The 22,984-nt window shown below is 73.6% G+C and carries 21 protein-coding genes; 7 read left to right on the forward strand and 14 right to left on the reverse strand.

Annotation, left to right across the window (positions count from 1 at the left end; all coding sequences use genetic code 11):
* Nucleotides 1–23: 23 nt before the first annotated feature.
* Together ABEB00_RS06835 and ABEB00_RS06840 are read right to left on the reverse strand one after the other, a co-directional pair.
* Nucleotides 24–2,192 carry an ATP-binding protein gene (locus ABEB00_RS06835; RefSeq protein WP_345618068.1) on the reverse strand — a complete coding sequence of 723 codons (2,169 nt, stop codon included), beginning with the start codon at nucleotides 2,190–2,192 and terminating at the stop codon, nucleotides 24–26.
* A gap of 224 nt (nucleotides 2,193–2,416) precedes the next feature.
* Nucleotides 2,417–2,959: a YbhB/YbcL family Raf kinase inhibitor-like protein gene (locus tag ABEB00_RS06840; protein WP_345618009.1), complete on the reverse strand. Its 543-nt coding sequence runs from the start codon at nucleotides 2,957–2,959 to the stop codon at nucleotides 2,417–2,419.
* A gap of 164 nt (nucleotides 2,960–3,123) precedes the next feature.
* On the opposite strand from ABEB00_RS06840, the gene ABEB00_RS06845 reads away from it, so the two are divergent.
* Together ABEB00_RS06845 and ABEB00_RS06850 are read left to right on the forward strand one after the other, a co-directional pair.
* Nucleotides 3,124–3,828, forward strand: coding sequence for a GntR family transcriptional regulator (locus tag ABEB00_RS06845; RefSeq protein ID WP_345618010.1), 705 nt, complete (start codon nucleotides 3,124–3,126; stop codon nucleotides 3,826–3,828).
* Nucleotides 3,829–3,886: 58 nt separating this feature from the next.
* Nucleotides 3,887–4,750 (forward strand): SCO6745 family protein, encoded by an 864-nt coding sequence (locus ABEB00_RS06850; protein ID WP_345618011.1) that lies wholly within the window; start codon nucleotides 3,887–3,889, stop codon nucleotides 4,748–4,750.
* Nucleotides 4,751–4,831: 81 nt separating this feature from the next.
* Here the strand turns inward: ABEB00_RS06850 and ABEB00_RS06855 are convergent, their stop codons facing one another.
* The 3 genes from ABEB00_RS06855 to ABEB00_RS06865 form a co-directional block, all read right to left on the reverse strand.
* Nucleotides 4,832–5,284: a flavodoxin family protein gene (locus ABEB00_RS06855; protein ID WP_345618012.1), complete on the reverse strand. Its 453-nt coding sequence runs from the start codon at nucleotides 5,282–5,284 to the stop codon at nucleotides 4,832–4,834.
* Nucleotides 5,285–5,432: 148 nt separating this feature from the next.
* A complete protein-coding gene (locus tag ABEB00_RS06860) occupies nucleotides 5,433–7,001 on the reverse strand; it encodes an MDR family MFS transporter (protein WP_345618069.1) in 1,569 nt (522 codons plus the stop codon).
* A gap of 220 nt (nucleotides 7,002–7,221) precedes the next feature.
* Nucleotides 7,222–7,872, reverse strand: a complete 651-nt coding sequence (locus ABEB00_RS06865; protein WP_345618013.1) for a TetR/AcrR family transcriptional regulator — start codon at nucleotides 7,870–7,872, stop codon at nucleotides 7,222–7,224.
* 317 nt (nucleotides 7,873–8,189) lie between these two features.
* Here ABEB00_RS06865 and ABEB00_RS06870 point away from each other — a divergent pair, with 317 nt between their 5' ends.
* Nucleotides 8,190–10,574 carry a phosphoketolase family protein gene (locus tag ABEB00_RS06870; RefSeq protein WP_345618015.1) on the forward strand — a complete coding sequence of 795 codons (2,385 nt, stop codon included), beginning with the start codon at nucleotides 8,190–8,192 and terminating at the stop codon, nucleotides 10,572–10,574.
* Between the two features lie 85 nt (nucleotides 10,575–10,659).
* Here ABEB00_RS06870 and ABEB00_RS06875 read toward each other — a convergent pair whose 3' ends face one another.
* The 3 genes from ABEB00_RS06875 to mdlC form a co-directional block, all read right to left on the reverse strand.
* Nucleotides 10,660–11,106 (reverse strand): hypothetical protein, encoded by a 447-nt coding sequence (locus tag ABEB00_RS06875; RefSeq protein WP_345618016.1) that lies wholly within the window; start codon nucleotides 11,104–11,106, stop codon nucleotides 10,660–10,662.
* A gap of 251 nt (nucleotides 11,107–11,357) precedes the next feature.
* Nucleotides 11,358–12,221, reverse strand: coding sequence for a DMT family transporter (locus tag ABEB00_RS06880; protein WP_345618017.1), 864 nt, complete (start codon nucleotides 12,219–12,221; stop codon nucleotides 11,358–11,360).
* A gap of 101 nt (nucleotides 12,222–12,322) precedes the next feature.
* Complete coding sequence (gene mdlC / locus ABEB00_RS06885) at nucleotides 12,323–13,930, reverse strand: benzoylformate decarboxylase (RefSeq protein ID WP_345618018.1); 1,608 nt, start codon at nucleotides 13,928–13,930, stop codon at nucleotides 12,323–12,325.
* Nucleotides 13,931–14,010: 80 nt separating this feature from the next.
* Between mdlC and ABEB00_RS06890 the strand changes: the two genes are divergently transcribed.
* The 4 genes from ABEB00_RS06890 (at nucleotide 14,011) to ABEB00_RS06905 (ending at nucleotide 17,576) form a co-directional block, all read left to right on the forward strand.
* Entirely contained in the window at nucleotides 14,011–14,511 is a 501-nt protein-coding gene (locus ABEB00_RS06890) for a DNA-binding protein (protein WP_345618020.1), read from the forward strand.
* Nucleotides 14,512–14,822: 311 nt separating this feature from the next.
* A complete protein-coding gene (locus ABEB00_RS06895) occupies nucleotides 14,823–15,548 on the forward strand; it encodes an FAD binding domain-containing protein (RefSeq protein ID WP_345618021.1) in 726 nt (241 codons plus the stop codon).
* A 254-nt stretch (nucleotides 15,549–15,802) separates the two neighbouring features.
* Nucleotides 15,803–16,333: a hypothetical protein gene (locus tag ABEB00_RS06900; protein ID WP_345618022.1), complete on the forward strand. Its 531-nt coding sequence runs from the start codon at nucleotides 15,803–15,805 to the stop codon at nucleotides 16,331–16,333.
* Between the two features lie 112 nt (nucleotides 16,334–16,445).
* Nucleotides 16,446–17,576 (forward strand): GNAT family N-acetyltransferase, encoded by a 1,131-nt coding sequence (locus tag ABEB00_RS06905; protein WP_345618023.1) that lies wholly within the window; start codon nucleotides 16,446–16,448, stop codon nucleotides 17,574–17,576.
* A gap of 73 nt (nucleotides 17,577–17,649) precedes the next feature.
* On the opposite strand, the gene ABEB00_RS06910 is transcribed toward ABEB00_RS06905, so the two are convergent.
* The 6 genes from ABEB00_RS06910 to ABEB00_RS06935 form a co-directional block, all read right to left on the reverse strand.
* Entirely contained in the window at nucleotides 17,650–18,594 is a 945-nt protein-coding gene (locus ABEB00_RS06910) for a GlxA family transcriptional regulator (protein ID WP_345618024.1), read from the reverse strand.
* A 206-nt stretch (nucleotides 18,595–18,800) separates the two neighbouring features.
* The gene (locus tag ABEB00_RS06915) at nucleotides 18,801–19,469 is read right to left on the reverse strand and encodes a class I SAM-dependent DNA methyltransferase (RefSeq protein WP_345618025.1); all 669 of its coding nucleotides are present in this window, start codon (nucleotides 19,467–19,469) and stop codon (nucleotides 18,801–18,803) included.
* 476 nt (nucleotides 19,470–19,945) lie between these two features.
* Entirely contained in the window at nucleotides 19,946–20,347 is a 402-nt protein-coding gene (locus ABEB00_RS06920; protein ID WP_345618026.1) for a hypothetical protein, read from the reverse strand.
* Between the two features lie 138 nt (nucleotides 20,348–20,485).
* Nucleotides 20,486–21,586: an adenylate/guanylate cyclase domain-containing protein gene (locus ABEB00_RS06925; RefSeq protein ID WP_345618071.1), complete on the reverse strand. Its 1,101-nt coding sequence runs from the start codon at nucleotides 21,584–21,586 to the stop codon at nucleotides 20,486–20,488.
* Nucleotides 21,587–21,636: 50 nt separating this feature from the next.
* A complete protein-coding gene (locus tag ABEB00_RS06930) occupies nucleotides 21,637–22,086 on the reverse strand; it encodes a universal stress protein (protein ID WP_345618028.1) in 450 nt (149 codons plus the stop codon).
* Between the two features lie 118 nt (nucleotides 22,087–22,204).
* Nucleotides 22,205–22,981 carry a hypothetical protein gene (locus ABEB00_RS06935; protein ID WP_345618030.1) on the reverse strand — a complete coding sequence of 259 codons (777 nt, stop codon included), beginning with the start codon at nucleotides 22,979–22,981 and terminating at the stop codon, nucleotides 22,205–22,207.
* Nucleotides 22,982–22,984 lie beyond the last annotated feature (3 nt).

The raw sequence follows: 22,984 nt of genomic DNA on the forward strand, positions 1-22,984 counted from the left end.
GCACCGCTGGTCGGCGTGACCGCTCAGAGAACGCGCCGCCCGCCCTTCGCGACACCCGGGTGCCCGGTTCGCGCCGCCGCTCGTACCTGACCCGGCAGGGAGGGGGCGTCGGCGTCCGCGGTGGGCAGCACCACGTCCACCCGGGTGCCGTGCGGACCGCTCGACACCCGGCAGGTGCCGCCCAGATCCTGGGCCCGCTCGGTCATGGACCGCAGCCCGACCGCACCGCGGCGCGAGCGCGCGGGCAGTCCGCGGCCGTCGTCGCTGACGCTCAGCCCCACGGTGTCGGCGGTGACGTACAGCCGGATCTCGCAGTTCCTCGCGCGGGCGTGCCGCACGGTGTTGGTGAGAGCCTCCGCCGCGATCCTGTACACCGCGCTCTCCACCGCTTCGGGCAGTACGGGTGCCGGTTCCTGATCGACCGCGACCACCACCGTGAGACCGGGCACGGCCAGTCTGCGGGGGAGGTCGCGCACCGCGGCGACCAGGCCCCGGTCGGCGAGGACGGCCGGACCGAGGCCGTCGACGAGCCGCCGTGCCTCGGTCATCGCCTCCCCGATGCCCAGCACGGCCGTCCGCAGCGCTTCGCGGCAGTCCGGCGGCGGGGCCGCGTCACGTCCCCGGTGCGCGGGGGCGCCGTCCACCGCGGACAAGGCGGTCTCCAGACGCAGGCGGGTCGCCGCCAGCAGGGGGCCGAGCCCGTCGTGGAGTTCCCGGCGCAGCCGCCGCCGCTCCTCCTCCCGGGCCACGACCAGCGCACGCCGCGCCACCCGGACGTCCTCCAGCAGGCGCAGCGCCGCCATGACGGGCGTCGCCTGGTCACCGAGGAGTCGCAGCAGTTCGGCGTCGCCCGCCGGGAGCCGGTCCTCGCCCGGCCGAGGCGCCACCCGCAGGGTGCCGATCAGTTCTCCCCGGTGGCACAGCGGGAACTCGAAGCCGTCGCGCCCGTCCCAGGCGGCGCCCGCGGCGGCCATCACCCGGGGACCGGAGCGGGTGGTCACGTCCACCAGCGCGGACGGGAAACGCAAGGACGAGGTCGCCGAGCGGCACAGGGCGAGCGGCACGTCCGGGGGCTCGGGCGCCTCCCGCAACTGCCGGGCCAGAGCGCGCACCGCCTCGTAGGGGCGGGCGCCGTCACCGTGGAAGAGCCGGTCCACGCTCCGGCCCGCCCAGGAGAGGAGGGGGCGCAGTCCGGAACCGATCAGCACCGCGACGACGGCCACCACCAGGGCTCCCGGGCGGTCCGTGCCGGGCAGCACGGTGGCCACCGCGACGGCGGCGGCCGTGCAGCCGACCACGACGACGATGACGACCAACGCCGTGCGGAGGACCCGGCGACTGGCCCGGCCGAGCTGCCACCTCTCGTCGCGGCGGAGCAGGCGGACCACCGCCGTGTACCACGCCGCGGCGCCGACGAGGTACGCCGAGTACACGGCCCAGGCCGGGGCCAGGGGGATCTCCTCGACGACGTCCATGTACGCCCAGGGTCCGTAGACGACGGCGAAGCAGGCGACCCCGCGCCGGTGGACGCGGAGCGCGTGTTTCCATCTCGCCATGATCACGGACACGTTGACCACGGCGCACACCACGACGAGTGAGATGTTCGCCGCGACGCACTGTTCCCGCACGGTGTGGGCGAGGCGCGCCCACCCGGTGTCGGCGAGAGGATGCGGCCCACCGCCGGGCGGCTGTTCGAGAGCCGTGGCCACCAGGACCAGGACGAGGAACGCCGCCAGCAGCAGTACCGCGTAGCCGCGCAGCCACCGCCCGGCCCGGTGCGGGGCCGGGAAGGTCAGCGGGAGCACGGCCGACGCGTATCCGTGCGCCAGCGCGCAGAGTTGCGCGAAGAGGTGCGCGGCGAGCAGCACGCGTGGCCCGGGATCACCGAGTGACATCAGCCGCCCGGTGAGCAGGGGGAGGGCCAGTCCGGTGCCGGCGACCAGCAGCAGCCAGCCCGTGGCACGGTCGCCGGGCCGCGTCAGCACCACGAAGCCCAGCACGGTACAGGGCAGGCAGACCAGCGCCGTCGCCAACTCCGCCGGCAGGCCCGGCCCGCCCCCCTCGGAGGGACGCAAGAGGCACAGGACCGCCCAGCCCACCACCGACGCCGAGCACAGCAACAGCAGCAGGGCTGCGGCGGACCACTCGCGCTCACGGGCCGCGTCCCGCGGACCGGGCGCCGTAACCTTCACGGGCAACTACCCTGCGTGCTCACATGGTTACAAGTAGCATGCGGGGCGGGGGCTCCGCCATCCCAAACGACTCATCGGCCCATACCGCCTTGAACACGCCGCCCGCGTCGAATTCCCGTCGGTGGCCAGGTGGGTGCGGACCCCTGCCGGGCGAGGGCCGCCGCCTGCCTCCGTGCCGCTGAGCCGAGGCCCGCCGGGCGGGCCTCGGGCCTCATGGCTGTTCGTCAGGCGGGAGTCTCGGCGGTGGCGGTCAGGACGGCGCGGCCGAGGATGTGGCCGGCCATGGTGAAGCCGAGGGCGGCCGGGGTGGCGTCGGCGGGGACGCCGATGGTCTCGACGTCGAGGGCATGCACCACGGTGAAGTAGCGGTGCGGGCCGTGTCCGGCCGGCGGGGCGGCGCCGATGAAGCGGGCCGCGCGGGCATCGTTGGGCAGTTGGAAGGCACCGTCGGGCAGGCCCGGCCCGGTGTCGTCGCCGGCGCCCTCGGGCAACTCGGTGACGGTGGCGGGGATGTCGGCGACCGCCCAGTGCCAGAAACCGGACCCGGTCGGGGCGTCGGGGTCGTACACCGTGACCGCGTAGCTCCTGGTGCCGTCCGGGGCGCCGCTCCAGGAGAGCTGCGGGGAGACGTCCTTCCCGCCGGGAACGCCGGAGAGGCCGGAGTACTGCTCGACCGGCCAGGCGGCGCCGTCGGTGACGGTGGTGCTGACCACGGTGAAAGAGGCCGCCTCGGGGAGGCGGGCAAAGGGGTCGTTGGAGCTCGTCACGTCGTTCCTTTCAAACCGTGCTGCTGGGGGGGGTGGTGCGGCCGGAGGCCGGCGGAGGTCCCGCCGCGGCGACGCCGGGAGGCGTCGCCGTCGCGTTTCCCTCACCACGAGATCGACCATAACACTGGTAATCGATTATCTTCCTCATCGTCTATTCTGTAGGCATGACTCAGACGACTCACACCTCGGCCCCGGCGGGGAAGCGGATGCTCTCCGAGCGGGTCCACACACACCTGCGGGAGGCGATCATGCGCGGGGACCACGCCCCCGGTGACGCCCTCAAACCCCAGGAGCTGGCCAAGGAGCAGGGCGTGAGCCTGGCCGTGGTGCGCGAGGCGCTCGTGCGGTTGGTCGGCGAGGGCCTCGCCGACCGGCTGCCCAACCGCGGCTTCGCCGTCCCGGCCTACTCCGACCGCCGCTGGCAGGAGATCGCGGAGGCCCGCCGGACCATCGAACCGGTCATGCTGCGCCTGTCCGTCGAACGCGGCGACGTCGACTGGGAAGCCCGCGTACGTGCCGCCCACCATCGGCTGGCCCGCACCCCGGCGTACGTGCCGGAGGAGGGCGAGCACTACAGCGGCGCCTGGGCCGAAGCCCACCGCCTCTTCCACCGCACGCTGCTGGAGGGGTGCGGCAACCTCGTCCTGCTGGAGACCTTCGACCGGCTGTGGACCGCGAGCGAGCTGGCCCGCCGCTGGTCGGCGCACCGCAACCCCGGCCGGGACGGCGCCGCCGAGCACTGCCGACTGGAGGAGGCGGCGCTGGCCCGCGACGCCGACACCGCAGCCGAGGTACTGATCCGGCACCTCACCCGGACCGCGGCCGCACTGACCGACCGCACCCACCAGGAACCCGGGCAGGAAGGCTGATGCGCCTCACCCGCCCGGCCACACCACCACACCTGATCACCGACACCGGAGCCACAGCATGACTGCCTTCCCGGCGAGCACAGGCCGCCACTGCCACCACGCCGTCAGCCCCCTGCACTCAGCTGTGTACTTCGCACCGGAGCGGCAGGACGCACTCGCGGCGCTCGGGCTGGAGCGCGGGGCCATGTCCTACTACGCGGGCCGCGCCGCCCCGCTCGGTGCGGTCGGCGCGGGCACGGTCACGGCGGCGTTCTACAACTTCAACCACGAGCATGTGAAGCGGTACATCCCCGCCGCGTGGACGGTCACCACACCGGAGGCGGTGCGCGCGGCGGTACTGCGCGGCGTGGACCGGATGCTGCGACGACAGCTCGGACCGGAGGTCCTCGCGTCGAAGGAGCTGGCCGAAACAACCGGGCTGGCGCTGCGCGCCACCGAGGCATGCCGTCGCGAGGCGCGCCCGCTGTACGCCGCGCACGCCGGCCTCCCGGTGCCCGAGGAGCCGCACCTGGCCCTGTGGCACGCCGCGACGCTGCTGCGCGAGCACCGGGGTGACGGTCACCTCGCCGCCCTGGCGGTCGCCGGCCTGTCCGGCATCGAGGCGCTGGTCCTGCACAACGCCACCGGCACGGCACCGACATCGGCACTGTTCATGCGGACCCGCGGGTGGTCCGCGCGGCAATGGGAGACCGCCCGGGACCGGTTGCGCGAGCGTGGCCTGCTGGACGAGGCGGGGGATCTCACGGAGTCGGGCGCGACCCTGCGCGCCGAGACCGAGGCGCTCACCGACCGCCTCGACGCCGCCCCGTACGACCACCTCGGCCCGGCCGCCACCGCACGCCTCACCGAACTGGCCGGCGGCTTCTCCGCAACCCTCAGAGCGGCGGGCGCCTTCCCCGCGGTGCACTTCGGCAAAGGCTGAGTGCCGGAGCCCGGTCCTGACCAGCGGCCTGAACGCGAACATCACCGGGTGTCGCGCCCTGGCGCCGCCACCGGGGCCGGCTCACTCCATCAGACCGGCGGCGAGCGTCGCGCCCAGTTCACGGCATGCCTCCAGGTCGGCCCGGCCCGGCTCGCCGGTCAGGGTCAGCGGCGGTGCGGCGGGCCGCCAGCCGAGGCCCGTGGTGACCGACTCGATGGAGCGCACCGCGCCCGTGGTGTCGTTGCCGCCGTGCACATAGGCGCCGAACGGCCGGCCGCGCGTCGTGTCCAGGCACGGGTAGTAGACCTGGTCGAAGAAGTGCTTCAGGGCGCCGGACATGTAGCCGAGGTTGGCCGGGGTGCCCAGCAGGTAGCCGTCGGCCTCCAGGACGTCGGGGACGGCCGCCGACAGCGCGGCCCGCCGCACCACCCGTACACCCTCGATCTCCGGCGCGCTCGCCCCGGAGACCACGGCCTCCAGCAGTGCCTGGCAGTTCGGCGACGGCGTGTGGTGGACGATCAGCAAAGTGGCCATCACCGCAGCCTGCCGCCCCGCCCGCCCCGCTCGCAAGCGGCCGAGGGGCCGCCCGCGCGATGCGGGCGGCCCCTCGGCCGTCGGACTCGGCCGTCGGACTCGGCCGTCGGACTCGGCCGTCGGACTCGGCCGTAGGAACGGACCCGGTTCAGGCCACGGGAGCGGCGGGACCCTTGTCCGCGACCGCCGGGGCCACCGCGCCGGACTCCTCGGCGAGCCGCTCCAGACCACTGGTGGTCTTCAGCGGCTTCTCCTTGATGAAGACCACGGCGACCAGCGCGAGCAGCGCGAACGGCGTGGCGACGAGGAACAGGTCGGCGGTCGCGACACCGTAGGCGTGCTCCACGATCTCCCGCATCGGGGCGGGCAGCGTGGACATGTCGGGGAGAGCACCCTCGCCGCCCCCGGCCGCGCCGGCCACACCGGCGTCCTTCAGTCCCTTGGTCATCTCGGTGGCGACCCGGTTGGCGAGGACCGCGCCGAGGACGGAGGTGCCGATGGTGCCGCCCATGCTGCGGAAGAAGGACAGCACGGAGGTCGCGGCGCCCAGTTCGGCGGCGGGGACGTCGTTCTGGGCGGCGAGCACCAGGTTCTGCATCAGCAGGCCGACACCGATGCCGAGGACCGCCATGTAGAGGCTGAGCAGGCCGAAGTGGGTGTCGGCGTCGATCAGGGAGAGCAGGGCGAGACCGACGGTCATCACGATCGCGCCCGCCACCAGGTACCGCTTCCACTTGCCGGTGCGGCTGATGAGCTGCCCGGCGATGGTGGAGGAGACCAGCAGACCCAGGATCATCGGCAGGCTCATCAGACCGGCGACGGTCGGCGACTTGCCCAGCGAGACCTGGAAGTACTGGGAGAGGAAGACGGTCCCGCCGAACATGGCGACACCGACCAGGAGGCTGGCGACGGTGGTGAGGGTGACCGTGCGGTTCTTGAAGATGTCGAGCGGGATGACCGGCTCGGCGGTGCGCGACTCGACGAAGACCGCGACGGCCAGCAGCAGCACGCCGCCGACGACGAGCGCGGCGGTCTGCCAGGAGGCCCAGTCGAACTGGTTGCCCGCCAGCGACACCCAGATGAGGAGTGCGCAGACACCGGCGACGATCAGGAAGGCGCCCAGCCAGTCGATCTTCACCTGGCGTTTCACGGTGGGCAGCTTCAGAGTGCGCTGCAGCAGTGCGATGGCGAGCAGCGCGAACGGTACGCCGATGAAGAAGCACCAGCGCCAGCCCAGCCAGGAGGTGTCGACCAGGACACCGCCGACCAGCGGCCCGGCCACGGTGCCCACGGCGAAGACGGCGCCGAAGATGCCGGAGTACTTGCCCAGTTCACGGGGCGGGATGACGGAGGCCATGACGACCTGCGCGAGCGCGGTCAGACCGCCGGCGCCGATGCCCTGCACGACCCGGCTGAAGATCAGCAGTTCCACACCGTGCGAGAAGCCCGCCAGCAGCGAGCCGATCACGAACATCCCCAGCGAGAGCTGGAGCAGCAGCTTCTTGTTGAACAGGTCGGACAGCTTGCCCCACAGGGGCACGGTCGCGGTCATCGCGAGCAGCTCGGCGGTGACGACCCAGGTGTAGGACGACTGGCCGGCGCCCAGGTCGGCGATGATCGTCGGCAGCGCGTTGGACACCACGGTGCCCGCCAGGATGGCGACGAACATGCCGGCCATCAGGCCCGACATGGCCTGGAGTATCTGCTTCTGCGTCATGGAACTGGGCGGCGCGGCGGCGGGCGCCTGGGTTGCGGTCACGACTTCTCTTTCGACGGTGAGGGGGATCGGTGGGAGGGGGATCGGTGGTTCGCGTGGACCGGTTTCCGCAGGCCCGTGCGGTGCCCGGGACGCGCGGTCGGAGTCGGACAAGGGGACGGCGGTGCCGCGGCGCGACGCCGGGCGACCGAGGGGAGGATGCCGGGGAAGGGCGGAGGACCTACGCGGGCGGCGCCGGCAGTCCGGTGGCGAGGAGCGTGAACACGTCCTGGAACACGTCGCTGAAGGCGCGTTCCTCCTGACGGGCGCACCAGTGGTCGAGGCTGACCCGGACGGCGGTGACCGCCACGGCGGCCAGCAGCCGGGGGTACAGCTCCAGCGCCTTGCGCCGTTCCTCGTCGCAGGCGGCCGATGCCGCCGCCGCGAGCGGGACGGCGCCGGGACGCAGTCGTTCGGCGACGGCCTCGGCCAGCTCGGTCTCGTCGGCCAGATGCGCGCCGATGGTGCGTACCAGCAGGTGCGGCGCGGCCCGCAGCACCTCGCCGTGCAGCCTCCACAGTTCGTGCTGCTGTTCGGCCTCGGCCAGCTCCGCCGCGAGGGCGTCGCGCAGGGCCTCCAGCGGGGAGAGCGCGGCCGGGGCGGCGAGCAGCGCCCGGCGTACGTGGGCGCCGGTCTCCGCGCCGGTCAGGACGAAGACGTCGTCGCGGGTGTCGAAGTAGTTGAAGAACGTCCGCACGGAGACGCCGGCGGCGGCGCTGATCGCCTCCACGGTGACCTTCTCCGCCCCGTGCTCGGCGGCCAGACGCACCGCCGCCTCGGTGAGAGCGGCGCGCGTCGCACGCTTCTTGCGCTCTCTCAGCCCGTCTCCCACGGCACCCCCTCCGACATGACTTGCATGCTATGCAAAGATGCACGACATGCAAAATTCGCCCCCTCCGGCCCGCCGTCGGCACCGGCGTGCGTGCCGCGAGCCGGGGTAGGCGCTGCCGCGGCGGGGCCCCCGTCGGAGTCGGCGCCGACGGCGGCCCCGTTCCCTTCCGGCCCGGGAGCGGGAGGTCACGGCGTCCCGGAAAGCGGAAGGTGACCCGAACGGCCCTGTCGGGTACCCGTGCCGACCGCGAAGGGTGGTGGGATGGCACCGGCACCCTCTTCGGCCCGTCCGCTGTCCCGACACCGAAAGGACCCTTGATGTCCGCCGACCCGCAACAGGCGCCGACCGAGCTGTCGGACCAGGAGACCGCCGCCCTGGACGCTCACTGGCGCGCCGCGAACTATCTCGCCGTCGGCCAGATCTATCTCATGGCCAACCCGCTGCTCACCGAGGAACTGCGCCCGGAACACGTCAAGCCGCGGCTGCTCGGGCACTGGGGGACCTCACCCGGCCTCAACCTCGTCCACACCCACCTCAACCGGGTGATCAAGGCGCGGGACCTCGACGCCCTGTGTGTCTGGGGCCCCGGCCACGGCGGGCCCGCCGTCCTCGCCAACTCCTGGCTGGAGGGCACGTACACCGAGACCTACCCGGACATCACCCGGGACGCGGCCGGGATGGCCCGCCTGTTCAAGCAGTTCTCCTTCCCCGGCGGCGTACCGAGCCACGTCGCCCCCGAGACCCCCGGCTCCATCCACGAGGGCGGCGAACTGGGCTACTCGCTCGCCCACGCCTACGGCGCCGCCTTCGACCACCCGGACCTCGTGGTCACCTGCGTCATCGGCGACGGCGAGGCGGAGACCGGCCCGCTGGCCGCGTCCTGGCACTCCGACAAGTTCCTCGACCCGGTGCACGACGGCGCCGTCCTGCCCGTCCTGCACCTCAACGGCTACAAGATCGCCAACCCCACGGTCCTGGCCCGGCTCCCCGAGGACGAACTCGACGCCCTCCTGCGCGGCTACGGCCACGACCCCCTGCACGTCAGCGGCGATGAACCGGCCGCCGTGCACCGCGCCATGGCCCGCGCCATGGACACCGCCCTCGACCGCATCGCCGCACTCCAGCGCGGAGCCCGCGAGGACGGGGTCACCGAACGCCCCCGCTGGCCGGTGATCGTGCTGCGCACCCCCAAGGGCTGGACCGGCCCCGCCGAGGTCGACGGCCTCCCCGTCGAGGGCACCTGGCGCGCCCACCAGGTCCCCCTGACCGCGGTCCGGGACAACCCCGACCACCTGCGGCAACTGGAGCAGTGGCTGCGCTCCTACCGGCCCGCGGAACTCTTCGACGAGCGCGGCGCCCCCCGCCCCGAGATCCTGGAGTACGTACCGGAAGGCGCCCGCCGGCTGGGCGCCACCCCGTACGCCAACGGCGGACTGCTGCTGCGCGAACTGCCCCTGCCGTCGCTGGACACCCACGCCGTCACCGTCGACAAGCCCGGCGGGGGCACCCACGAACCCACCCACGTCCTCGGCGAGCTGCTCCGGGACGTGATGGCCGCCACCGCCGACCGCCGCGACTTCCGCCTGGTCGGCCCCGACGAGACCGCCTCCAACCGCCTCCAGGCCGTCTACGCCGCCAGCGGCAAGGCATGGCAGGAACGGACCCTCCCGGTCGACGAGGACCTCGACCCGCACGGCCGGGTCATGGAGATCCTCTCCGAGCACACCTGCCAGGGCTGGCTGGAGGGCTACCTGCTCACCGGCCGGCACGGGCTGTTCTCCTGCTACGAGGCGTTCGTCCACATCGTCGACTCGATGGTCAACCAGCACATCAAGTGGCTCCGGGTGACCAGGCGACTGCCCTGGCGCGCCCCCATCGCCTCCCTCAACTACCTGCTCACCTCGCACGTGTGGCGCCAGGACCACAACGGCTTCTCCCACCAGGACCCCGGCTTCGTGGACCACATCCTCAACAAGAGCCACGAGGCGGTCCGGGTCTACCTGCCGCCGGACACCAACACCCTGCTCTCGGTCGCGGACCACGCCCTGCGCAGCCGCGACTACGTCAACGTCATCGTGGCCGGCAAGCAGCCCACCTTCGACTGGCTGACCATGGACCAGGCGAGGGCGCACTGCGCGCGCGGCGCCGGCATCTGGGACTGGGCGGGCACCGAGGACGGCAGCCGCGAACCCGACGCCGTCCTCGCCTGCGCCGGCGACGTCCCCACCCTGGAGGTGCTGGCCGCCGCCCAGTTGCTCCGCCGCCACCTGCCCGAACTCGCCGTCCGGGTCGTCAACGTCGTCGACATCGCCCGGCTGCTGCCGAGCGGCGAACACCCGCACGGGATGAGCGACTTCGAGTACGACGGCCTGTTCACCGCCGACCGGCCGGTCATCTTCGCGTACCACGGCTACCCCTGGCTGATCCACCGGCTGGCCTACAGCCGCACCGGCCACGGCAACCTGCACGTACGCGGCTACAAGGAGATCGGCACCACGACCACCCCGTTCGACATGGTCGTCGGCAACGACCTCGACCGCTACCGCCTGGTCATGGACGTCATCGACCGCGTGCCGGGCCTCGCCGTGCGCGCCGCCGCCGTCCGCCAGCGGATGGAGGACGTCCGGCTGCGCCACCACGACCACATCCGCGAGCACGGCGTCGACCTGCCCGAGGTCACCGACTGGACCTGGGAGGGCTGACCGGCGGCGCCCCGGCCGGAGACCGCCGTGCCGTCCTCCGGCCGGGCGCCGTCCTCCGGCCGGGCCGCCGGGTCCGCGACGGCTCTCAGCCCAGGAGCGGGTAGCTGACCTGGGCCGGGTAGCCCGCCGGCCGGCCGTCGGTGTAGGTCAGGGTGATGCGGGTGTAGTGCCGCCGCGAGGTCTCGCCCGCGGCCGGCGACTCCAGCCGGACGGTCACGGGGTACGAGCGGAACGTGCCGGCCGCGCAGTAGGGGTCGCAGTCGTTGACGACGTTGACGCCCCGGCCGACCGCCCCGCCCGCGTCCCAGCGCGCCCAGTGCAGCGAGTCCAGCCTGCTGTTGCCGTCCCCGCAGGCGACCAGGTAGGAGCCGGGACGCACCTCGGGGCGTCCCTGGCAGTCCACCAGCACGGGATCCCGCGCCGGCCGCGGGCCGGGCTCGGTCGAGGGCGCGGCCGAGGCCGCCGTCAGGGGTGCCGCGAGCGCCGCGGCGGCACAGATCGTGACCGCCGTCCTCATCGCATGTCCGCGCATGTCCGCTCCGCCCGTCTGCCCGGGGCCCGCTTCACCGCCCCGGTACGTGGTCGATACGACGCTACGACCGAGTACGCCGACGCACCACTCGGACGGAGTACGCCGAGGTCACCCGCCCGGCCGACGACGGACGACGGGACGACGGGACGACGGGACGACGGGACGACGACGGGGGCGGCGGACCGGCGCGGCCGTGCGGGGGCGCGGCGACGGTTCGGGGGTGGTCCGGCGGCGGTTCGGCGGCGTCGGAGTCAGCGGCCCGGGCGCAGGTCGACCCCGCGCCGGGCGAGGACCAGCACGCCCACCACGATCAGGGCGACACCCAGCACCTGTGGCAGCAGCCACCAGCCGGTGCGGATGCCCTCCTGGTAGAGCAGTACGCCTAGCAGCAGGCTGACCGTGGCGTCGCCGAGGGTGAGGGCGGGCTGCGAGGCGACCAACGGGCCGCCCTGCATGGCGTGTTCGAGGAGCAGTACCGCGCCCACCCCGGCCGCGGCGAAGCCGTAGGTCTGCCAGGTGGTCAGGAAGCCGGTGAGGCCGTCGGTGTCCAGTACCCGCATGGCGTCCTTCATCAGTGCTGCGGTCAGCGCATAGCAGACGGCGGTGGCCGCGCCGAGGCACCCGGCCCGCGCCTTGCCGACCGGCCGCCGCAGCCCCGCCCCGGCCAGCAGGACGGTGCCGACGCCGCAGGCCACCAGCGCGGGCAGCCAGCGGGCCAGTGTCACGTCGTCCTGCCCGTGACCCGGTGCCGCCGCCCCCAGCGCGACGCCGAGCCCGGCGACCACGGCGACCACCGCCTGCCACATCACGCGCGGCATGCGCCGCCCGGTCGTCATGGAGGCCAGCAGCAGGGCCAGCGGGAGTTCCAGCACGAACAGGGGCTGGACGAGGGTCAGCGGGCCGGTCGCCAGCGCCACCGCCTGCGCGACCCCGGCGACGACCACGGCGACCATCCCCGCCAGCCACACCGGCCGCCGCAGCAGATCGAGGATGAGGGAGAGCCGGAACCCCTGGGACTGCGGGACGGTCAGCGCGGCCCGCCGCTGGAGCACGGTGGCCGACGCGTTGCTGAACGCGGCGAGAAGCGCGAAGAGGACCGGCAGCACGAAACCCATCCACCGATCCTCACCCCGGCCCGCGCCGCACGCGCGTCGGCGAGGCCCCCTGGCCGAGCCCACCGGAGCGGTGAGGTGAGGCGTCCCGGCGGCCGTCGCTGTCAGGAGGGCGTGGTCAGCGCCGTGTCCACCTGGACCAGGCGGGGGCCGTCGGTGGGTTCGGCGAGGAGCGCGCGGAGTTCCGCGGTGCCGGTCGCGTGGCGGGCGGGCACCCCGTAGCCCGCCGCGATGCGGGTGAAGTCCAGACCCGGCACGTCCAGGCCCGGGGCGTCCGGCACGCCGAGCAGGCCGCCGAACCAGCGCAGCGCCCCGTACGTCCCGTTGCGCAGCAGCACGATCGTCAGCGGCACCCGGTGCTGCGCCGCCGTCCACAGGGCGGTGATGCCGTAGTTGGCCGAGCCGTCGCCGACCACGCCGACCACCGGCCGCCCGGGTGAGCCCATCGCGACGCCCACCGCGCCCGGCAGCCCGAAACCGAGCCCGCCGGCCGCCGGGAAGTAGTACGAGCCCGGCCGGCGAAGGTCCATCTGGCGCCACCACGCGGAGGCGGTCGAGGTCGACTCGACCACGTACGCGGTGTCCTCGGGTGACTCGTCGCGCAGCGCGGCGAACACCTCCTCGGGGTGCAGGCGCGGTCCCTCGGCGGTGTGCGGCTCGGGAAGCGGGCGGTAGGGCTCGGCGGGTGCGTCGTGGGCGGGGTGGGTGGCGTGGGCGCCGTGCGCGTCGAGTGCCTTCAGCAGTTCCCCGACCACGGCCCCGGTTCCGGCCACCAGTGCCTCGCCCACCGGCGCCCGCGCGGCGGCCGAGGCGTCCTCGGTGACCTGGAGCAGGCGGGTGCCCTCGGGCAGATACCGGCCGGGCAGGTACTCGTGGTAGCGGAAGACGGGCGCGCCGAGCACCAGCACCAGGTCGTGTCCCTCGAACGCCGCGCAGACCGGCGCGATGCCGGCGGGCAGCACCCCCCGGAAGAGCGGGTGGCGGTTGGGAAAGGGCAGCCGGAAGAGCGACGGCGCCGCCCACACCGGCCCGCCCAGCCGCTCGGCGAGCCGTACGGCGTCGTCGAACAGGCCCGCCGAGTCGACGTCGCCGCCCAGCACCAGCGCGGGCCGCCGGGCGGAGGCGACCAGTTCCGCGAGGCGGCGGCGCTGCGCCGGGTCCGGTGCGAGGGCGCGGTCGACCCGCCGCTCCAGCAGCGCGAGGCTGTTGTCGCCCGCGTCGGCCGCCCAGTCGTCGTAGGGGACGGAGAGACAGGTCGGCCGTCGCTGGAGCCGGGCCTCGAAGACCGCCTGGGCGAGCGCCCGCGGCACGTCCTGGGCGCAGGCGGGTTCCGCCGCCCAGCCGACCAGCGGCTTCATCAGCGCCTGCGCGTCGACGTTGGTCAGGTTCGCCTCCAGCCCGATGGCCGACCGCACCTGCTGCCCGGCCACGATCACCAGCGGGGTGCGGGCGGCGACGGCGTTGGTCAGCGCGCCCATCGCGTTCCCGGAGCCGGCGGCGGCGTGCAGGTTGACCAGCGCCGGCCGGCCGGTGGCCTGGGCATAACCGTCGGCCATGCCGACGACGGCACCCTCGTGCAGGCCCAGCACGTACCGGAAGCCGTCGGGCAGCTCGGCGAGGAAGGGCAGCTCGTTGGAGCCCGGGTTGCCGAAGACGGTGGTCAGCCCCTGACGCTCCAGGAAGTCGTGGGAGACACGGCGCACGGATGGCACGGGACGTTCCTTTCCCAGTTGAACAGAGAGTTCAACATATAGCGTTGACGTCGATTCGTGTCGTGCCGCATGCTGGCGGCATGCCGTCGAACCCACCGCCCACCGGCGCTCCGCAGACCGATGTCTTCACACCGCCGCACTCCGAGCAGGCGCGTGCCGAGCGTGTGTACGCCTCCCTCTTCCGCATCGCCGAGCGCCACGCGGCCACCGACGGGCAGCGCCGCCGTCAGATCAACCCGGGGCTGCTCGGCCCGCACGAGGCCGTCCGGCTGGTGTCGTTCCTGCTGAGCGGGGCCGCGCTGCCCGACGAGGGCGAGCCGGAGGTGGACCGGGCCGACATCACGGCCGCGCTGAGCCTCGTCCCCCTGATCCGCGGCGAGCTGGACGAGTTGGAGGCCGGGCTGCTCACGATGGCCAGGGGGCGGGGCATGACCTGGCACGAGATCGCCTTCGGTCTGGGCCTGGGCACTCCGCAGGCCGCCCGGCAGCGCCACGAGCGGCTGGCCGGCCGGGTCGAGGCGGACCCGGAGGGCTCGGAGGGCTCGGAGGGCTCGGACCGAGCCGCGCACCGGGCACGGTGACGCCGACCGCGACCGACCGCGACCGTTCCAGGTCAGCGCTGGTGCGCGCGGCCCGGGAGCTGCGGCGGACGCGAGATATCCCGAACGCCCCTACCAGCGAAGCCAGTTCGAGTACATTCGTCGAGCAGTCGTCCGTACCCGCGGCCGCGTGCCGGCGCGCCAGAGGCGCACGAGGTACCGGCATGAGCCCTGTACGCGCCCCCGCGTGCGCGGGCACAATGCGCTGTGCCAGCGATCATGTGGTCGAGGACGCGCCCCACCCGAGGCCCGCGCCGCAGCCACCCAGCTCCGAGGAAGGCAGGTCGGCTGCCGTGCTGTTGCGTCTGCCCACGTCCGTGTCCGAAGCGCAGGAGTACCTCGCCCAGGGCGCGGTGCCCGTCGGCGGCGCGACGCTCGTCTGGGCCGGCTGGCAGCGCGACGGGTTCCCGGAGTTGGCGATGTCGCTGCGCAAGCTGCCGGAGGCGAACGAGATCGGGCCCGGCAGGCTGGGCGCGGCCGTGCTGCTGCACCAGGTCGACGACCGGGTACCGGAGGTACTGCGCGCGGCGGCCGCCACGGTGGGCACCGGAGCGGTGCGCCGGGCGGCCACGGTCGGCGGCAACATCGTGGGCAGCACCCTGCGGTGCCTGCTCCCCGCCGCGCTCGTCCTGGACGCCCGTGCCACGGTGCTGGTCCAGGACCGGAGCTACGAGACCGACCTCGGCGAGGTACTGGCCAAGCGTCACCTGCTGCTCGCCCTGCGCTGGAACACGCCGGTGGTCACCGGCTACCGCAAGCTGCCGGCCGCGGCGGGCGGCCCGCCGCCGCTGGTCGTCGCCTGCGCCGTGCACGCCGACGACAGCGGCCACCGGCGGCTCAGGGTGGCCGTCCGCGACGGCTACGAGGTGCTCGGCGAGACCACCGACGCCGGTCCCGACGCCGGGCAGGTCACCGACGCCCTCGACGCCGGCCCCCTCGGATCCCTGCCCGCCGAGGCCCGCGCCGCGGTCCGCGAGCAGGTCACCGACGTCCTGGCCCGCGCCGCCGCCGTCCACTGAGGCGAGTTCCGCCGACCGCACCGGCCGCGCCGCTCACGCGGCACCGGTGCCGTCCCCGTCACCGGTGCCGCGTGAGCGGATGACGCCGGCCCGATGCGGCCACCGAGCGGTCGCGGCACGTCGAATCGGTCCGCCGCGAGGGGTTGACGGGCCGGGACGGGGTCGGCCTACTGGAGGGCGCGGCCCGGCGTGTTCGGGGGACTGCCCGGGCCGGACACCTCTGTCCCCCCGCCTGACGCAGGGGCTGGAGTCCGATGGTGCGGCGTCCGTGGGCAGCGGCGGTGCTGCTGCTGGCGTCGGTGCTGCTGCTCCACCTCTTCGTGCCGCAGCCGCCACAGGGCGGCCCCGCGTCCGTGCCCGTCCCCGTCCCCGTCCCCGTCCCCGTGCCCGCGTCCGTGCCCGTCCCCGCGTCCGTGCCCGTGCCCGCGTCCGTGTCCGTGACTGTGTCCGTCGCGACGGCGGACCGCGCGTACGCCGGCGCCGCGAACGCACCGGACCCCTCGGACGCCTCTAACCCCCCGGACGCCCGGGAGGTCCGCTCCGGCGAGGAGAGTGTCCGGGAACCGTGTCCCTGCGAGCGGGACACGACCGTCCGCCGTGCGGTGGTCCGCTCCGCGCGGCCCGCGGGTGCCACCGGAGTCGGCCACGCCGTCGCCGGTGACCCCGCTCGGGAGGACACGACGGCCCGCGCCGCCGCGGACCCGGGTGCCGCGGGGGTCACCGGGCGCTCCGGGGCGGGCCCGCTCACCCCGGCCGCGGTGGAGTCGCAGACGTTCCGCTGCTGAACGGCAGTACGACCGTGGCCTGTTCCGCGCGGCCCGTCGACTGCCTGAGCCGGCCGACGGCGACGAACAGGTCTTCGTGTGTCCCGCATCCCACGACACAGGAGGCAGATCCATGCCGAGCAAGCGCATCCGCGTGCTGCGGCCGGACGAACTGGGCCCGGACGACATGAAGAGGTGGAGGGAACTGGGCGCCGGTGCCGAGGTACCGCAAAACCCTTTCCTGGACCCGGGGTTCACCCGTGCCGTGGGGCGGTTCCGGGCCGGGACCAGGGTCGCGGTCCTTCAGGAGGACGGCACACCGGTCGGGTACTTCCCCTTCGAGCGGGGCACCTTCGGGCGGGGCCGGGCCGTCGGGCTCGGCGTCTCCGACAGCCAGGGCGCCGTGCTGAGCCCACAAGTGCGCCTCGACGCCCGCCGGTTGCTGCGGGCCTGCTCCCTGTCGTCGTGGGAGTTCGACAACCTGGCAGAGGGGCAGCACGCGTTCGCGCCGTACGCGGCCGAGGAACTGGCCGTGCCGGTCGTCGACCTCGACGGCGGCTTCGGCCACTACCTGGAGAAGCTGCGCGGCAGCGCACCCGGCTTCGTCAGACAGACGCTCGCCAAGGAACGCAGACTCGTCCGCCAGGTCGGCGAGGTGCGGTTCGTGTACGACTCCCACGACCCGGCCGTGCTGCGGGAGCTGATGCGCTGGAAGTCCGCGCAGTACCGCCGCACCGGCCGGCGGGACCGGTTCGCGCAGGAGTGGATCAGCGGCCTGGTGCACCTGCTCGCCCGCGGCGACGACCCCGAGTGCCGGGGACTGCTCTCCGTGCTGTACGCCGGTGACCGGCCGGTGGCCGCCCACTTCGGGCTGCGCTCGCCCACGGTGCTCTCCTGGTGGTTCCCGGCGTACGACCGCGCCTACGGCAAGTTCTCCCCCGGACTGGTGCTGCACCTGCGGATGCTGGAGGCCGCCGCGGCCGACGGGGTCCGGCTGGTCGACCTGGGCAGCGGTCCGGCCCGTTACAAGACGACGCTCAAGACCCGCGACCTGTGGGTGTACGAGGGCGCGGTGGTGTGCCCGGGGCCGGGCGGGGCCGCGTTCCGGCTGGGGCGGGAGCCGGTCCGGGCCGCCCGCCGCTTCGTCCGCGGCCGCCCGGCGCTGGCCGCCACGGCGGCGAGGACCCTCGCGGAGGCCGGACGGCTGCGGAACCGGGTGACGTCGGCGAGGACCGGCGGCGGGCGAACCGACCGGGACGGTTGAGGCGTGCGGCCGGTCACGCGGGCATGTCCGGCAGGACAGGAGAGGGCAGGACAGGGCAGTACAGGGTGGGCGGTCAGCCGAAGGTGCGGCGGTAGGTGTGGGGGCTGACGCCCGTGGTGCGCTTGAAACGGTCGCGGAAGGCGGTGGGTGAGCCGAACCCGACCTGGGTGGCGATGCGTTCCACCGGATGCCGCGTGGTCTCCAGCAGGTGCTGCGCCTGCCGGACCCGGGCCAGGTGCAGCCACTGCAGCGGTGTGCTGCCGGTCTGTTCGCGAAAGCGCCGGATCAGGGTCCGGGTGCTGGTCCCGGCCTGCGCGGCGATGTCACTCAGGCTGAGGTCGCGCGCCAGGTTCTCCCGCAACCAGGCGAGCAGCGGTTCGAGTACAGAGCCCTGCGGCCGGGGTGCGTGGTCGTGCACGATGAACTGCGCCTGCCCGCCCTCCCGTTCGAGCGGCATCACGGAGAGCCGGGCGGCGTCGGCGGCGACGGCCGATCCGTAGTCGCGCCGGATCATGTGCAGACACAGGTCGAGTCCCGCGGCGGCGCCGGCCGAGGTGAGGATCTGCCCGTTGTCCACGTACAGGACGTTCGGATCGACCTCGATGTCCGGGTGCAGGGCGGCCAGGCGGCCGGCGGCGATCCAGTGGGTGGTGGCGCGCAGGCCGTCGAGGAGACCGGTGGCGGCCAGCGGGAAGGTGCCCGAGCAGATGGAGGCGATGCGGGTACCCGCCTCGGCGGCGGCCCGCAGCGCGTCGCCGACGGCCGGGGGGAGCGGGGCCTCGGGCGTGGCCGTGCCCGGCACGATGACGGTGTCCGCACCCGCCAGCCCCTCCAGGCCCCAGGGCGCGCGCAGCGTGAAGGCGCCCGCGTCGACCTCCGCTTCCCGCCGCTCCGCGCACACCCGGGTCCGGTAACCCGGCCGCCCGTCCGGGAGCCGGGTGCGGGCGAAGACCTCCAGGGGCGTGGACAGGTCGAAGGGGATCACCTGATCCAGCGCGAGTACGGCGACGGTGTGCATGGCCAGAAGCTACCCCGTCGCCGACTGCTCCCGCGACGCCGGGGGCATGGCCCGCACCCGGAACCAGGCCCGTCAGAGCCCGTCCACCGGTACCGGCCCCGTCCGTGGCGCTTTCCCGTCGCAGGGCGTCGATACTGCCACCGAGACCGGCTGTGTCACCACTGCCACCGGGGCGGGCGCTCGCGGCCGTACACCGTCGGAGGTGTTCACGCGGGGCGCTCGGCCATGACGACCAGACCCGGCCCGCTCTGCTCGTCCGAGGGGAGCCGGAGTTCGGCGACCGGGCGCAGTCCAGCCCGCTCGATCAGGTCCACGAACTGTTCCGGCCGCCACTTGTGCGTGGTCCAGCGGACCGGCACTCCTCCGTACGCCTCGGTGCGCACCAGGTCCTCGTCGCCGACGTGTGTCGCGGTGATGAAGTGGCCGCCCGGCTTCAGAGCGCGTGCGAACAGGGCGAGGACCTGAGGAAGGACGTCGCGGGGGAGGTTGAACAGTGACCACCACCCGAGCACGCCGCCGAGCGACGCTTCCCCGAGGTCGAGGTCGGTGGCGGAGGAGACGCTGAAGCGGCATTCCGGATGCAGGCGGCGCGCGTTCTCGATCATGCGGGAGGAGAGATCGACTCCGGACACGTCGAGTCCGCGTCCGGCAAGGTAGGCGGTCACCGTTCCGGGCCCGCAGCCGACGTCGAGGACGGGTCCGAGCCCGCTCACCGTGTCGGCGAAGGCGTCGATCGACGCCTTGAGCCACGGATGGGTCCGGATGTCACCGATCCCCGTCGTCACCACCATGTGGGCGTAGTTGTCAGCCACTCGGTCATAGGACTCGCGGACCACGTCCAGATCTGCTGGGCGGTCCATGTGAGGTGCGCGCATCCGCCCACCGTAGGGCCGCGGTTCGGAGCGGACCGGCGCGAGGTCGTGATCGACGGAGCGGCCGCCCGGGTCGCCCTGTGGTGCTACCGCCCCGGAGCAAGGAACATCAGGGGACTCCGTCCTCCGGTTGGGTGGCGGAGGGAGGGGCGACGAGCGCGGAGGACCGGGCGGTGCGGGAGGCCGAACTCCGTGCCGGATGGCGGTACCACCGCGCGCCGGACGGCCAGATGCGGTGCGCGGCGCTGCGGGACGACGGCAGGATCGCCCTCGACAGCGAGATCCTGAACCCTGAGGTGGCCGCCCGGCTTCGGCGGCAGATGCCGCAGTTCGCCCGCCTCATCACCTTCTACTTCGACAATCAGGAGGCGGGCCGAGGCTTGCAGGGCGCACCCGTCGACCGCACCCCCCTGCCGGGCCCAAGGCCAAAAAGGCCGAGAAAAGGGAATGCGGTGAACGGAGAGCCCGCGATCGAAGGATCAGCAGGAACCGTCGTGCCACGTCACCGCGGTGACGTTCACGGGCAGATAGAAGATGTTTCCGGACGTGTGGGGGACGCACAGCGTGTACGTCGATTTCGAGCCGTCCGGCCAGACGTAGTAGTACTTCAGGTCCGCGTTGCGGGACGTGTGGTTGTAGTAGGTGAGCGCCGGGGCGTCCCCGGACCACTCCTGGTCGGTGGCCACCGACGGGGTCTCCACGGGGGCGGGCTCGGGGTGAGCCCAGTGGGCCCAGACGCACACCTTGCCCTGCGGGCAGTTACCGGGGGGCCAGGCTTCGTCGGCCGCCCCGCTGCCGGCGGCCGAGGCGCCGGGAGCGGAGATCATGGCGGCTACGAAGGCGGCGGAGACGAGTCCGAGGGAGAGGGATCGTGAACGCACGGTTGTTCCCATCCTGGCGCAGGCGGGCGAAGCGGAACGGGACTTTATCAAGGGCGATATTGAAGGGTCAAGCAATCGTCTTTCGGCCGCTCTTCCCTTTCCCCGGGTATGTCACCCCTGCGGCCGTCGTCGCGGTGATCAGCCGCCGTTCACCGCGTCTCGCGGTCGCTGACCGGATACCGACCGCAGCAGTACCGGACGCAGCCTGCTGTAACCGCGTACCGAGACCGGGCGGAGCACCTTGAGTTCGTAGGCCGCCATGCCCGCCAGTTCTCCGGCGAGCGCCGTGTTGGCCAGCACGGTGCCAGGGCGGGCCACCGCGGTGAGCCGGGCCGCGACGTTCACCGCCGCTCCGTAGACGTCACCGAAGCGACTGAGGACGGCACCGTACGCCAGCCCGGTCCGCACCTGCGGCAGCCGCTGTTCCGCCTCCGCGCGGGCGGTGAGTTCCAGGGCGATGTCAGCGGCCGCGGCCGCCGACTCGCACACGAAGAGCACCTCGTCGCCGATGGTCTTCACCACCCGGCCGCCCCCGTCGGCGACCACATCGCCGGTCAGACTCTCGAACCGGTCCAGTACCCGGACGAGTTCGGAGCTGTCCAGGCCCCGGGTCATCCTCGTGTAGCCGACCATGTCGGTGAAGCCCACCGCCCGGTCCCGGACCTCGGCACCCTTGCGGGACGGCGCCGACCCGCCCGCCGCCTCGTCCCCGGCCTCGTCCTCCCCCCACCCCGACCCCTGCCCCCGACCCCGCTGCTGCCCCTGCCCCTGCGTGGCGAGCGCGCCCTCCTCCGCCTCGGTGAGCACCCGCCCGGCGTACGCGGCGAGATGGCGGCGCCACACATGCCGCTGCAGCAGCTCCATCTCCGGCAGCAGCGCCGCGGCGTGCAGCGTCAGCTCTCCGCCGTCCAGGGGCGCGCCCGTGTCACGGTTGATCCAGGCCCAGAGGGTGTGCACCTGCCACTCGGCGAGCCGGGACAGATGATGGCCCAGGGCGCGGGCCATCATCGTCTCGCTCTCCTCGGTGATGAGCCCGGCTTCGATGAGCCGTTCGCCCGCGCGCAGCGCGTCGACATCGGCGTCGGTGAACACCCTCGCGTCGTCGTCCACCACCGGAAAGCCGAGCGCGCGCCATATCTCCACGGTGCGCTCGCGCCCCACCCCGGACCGTTCGGCGACCTCCTGCCGCGTCCAGATGCGGCCGCCCCCGAGCAGCACCTCCTCGACGGCCCGCCGCAGTGCGTCGACGCCGGACGGGGCCGCCGCTTCCTCCGCCGGTCCCGCCGCGCTCACGTGGTGTGCACGATCAGTACGTCGAACTCGGCTTTCCTCGCGATGTCCGCCGGTACGGAGCCGAGGATGCGCCCGGTGAGCGAGCGCAGCCCCCGGTTCCCGACCACCAGGAGGTCGGCCGAACTCTCGCGGGCGACCCGCAGGAGCGCGGTCACCGGTTCGTCCTGCACCGCGACCGTCCGCACGTCCGCGGCGCCCTGCGCGCGGGCCCGGTCCCCGGCGGTACGCAGGGTGTCCTCGGCGGGTGCCGAGCCCACCACCTGATACGCCTCGGCTCCCAGTTGGTCCTGGGCAACCGCGAGCTGGCGGCCCCGCATCGGCAGGTACGCACAGGCGATCACGAGTTCGGCCCCGCAGACGGCGGCGAGCCGAGCCGCCCCCTCGACCGCGGCGAACGACGACTCCGAGCCGTCCGTGCCGACCATGACAGTCCGGTAGGCGACCAAGACAACCTCCTTACCAGAAAGTAAACTTACCGCTCAGTAAGCTATGGTGTGGCCCGCCCGTGAGGCAAGGGGCGGGACCCAGGAGGTCGGCGGGATCGACGTGGCGAGGGAACCGCGGTCAGGCGTCGCCCTCGGCGGACTGTGCCCGCGAGCCCGCTCGCGCGGCGGACTCCGGCGCGGCGGGCGCGGTGTAGCGGACGGACGAGCCCTGCTTGGCGCGCCGCGCCTGGTTCTTGGCGACGAGCGCTTCGAGTGTGGTGCGGACGACGGTCGGCTTCAGTGTGCGGTCGGGATGTTCCCGAACGAGCGCCGCGGTGACCTCGGCGGCGGAGCGCGGCCCGCCCGCAGCCGCGAGGTGCGTCCGGACCAACTCGATCAGCGTGAACCGTGCCCGCGTCGCCCGCGTCGCCCGCGTCGCCTGCGCGACCTGCGGCGCCTGTGCCGAGGACCGCTCGGCGGCGGCCGGTTCACCCGCCTTTTCCGAGGCCACCTTTTCCGAGGTCACCTTCTCCGAGGCCGCCTTCTCCGAGGTCGCCTTCTCCGAAGTCGCCTTCCGCGACACCGCTTTGCCCCCTGTCGCCCCCTTCGCCTTCGTGGTGCGCCGCGACGCGGCGGTGGCCTTCTTGCGCGGTGCCGGCACGGCGGCGCTCTCGGTGGCGTCCGGGTCGGCGCTGTCCGATGCGGCCGGCGAGCCGAGTGCCTGACGCATCGCCAGCAGCACGGTGTGGTCGTGCCGGAGCGCAGCCAGTCGCCGCCGGAGCCCGTCGATCTCCCTGGCGATGCGCTCCTGTTCGGCGGCGTTGCGCTTCAGGTCGTCGGCGACCTGAACGGTGTACTGCGACGAGAGCTGCGCGGCATGTACGTCATGCGTGTCATGAGCGGTGTTTTCGGACATGCG

This window comes from Streptomyces ziwulingensis, from assembly GCF_039542605.1.
Lineage (GTDB): Bacteria > Actinomycetota > Actinomycetes > Streptomycetales > Streptomycetaceae > Streptomyces > Streptomyces ziwulingensis.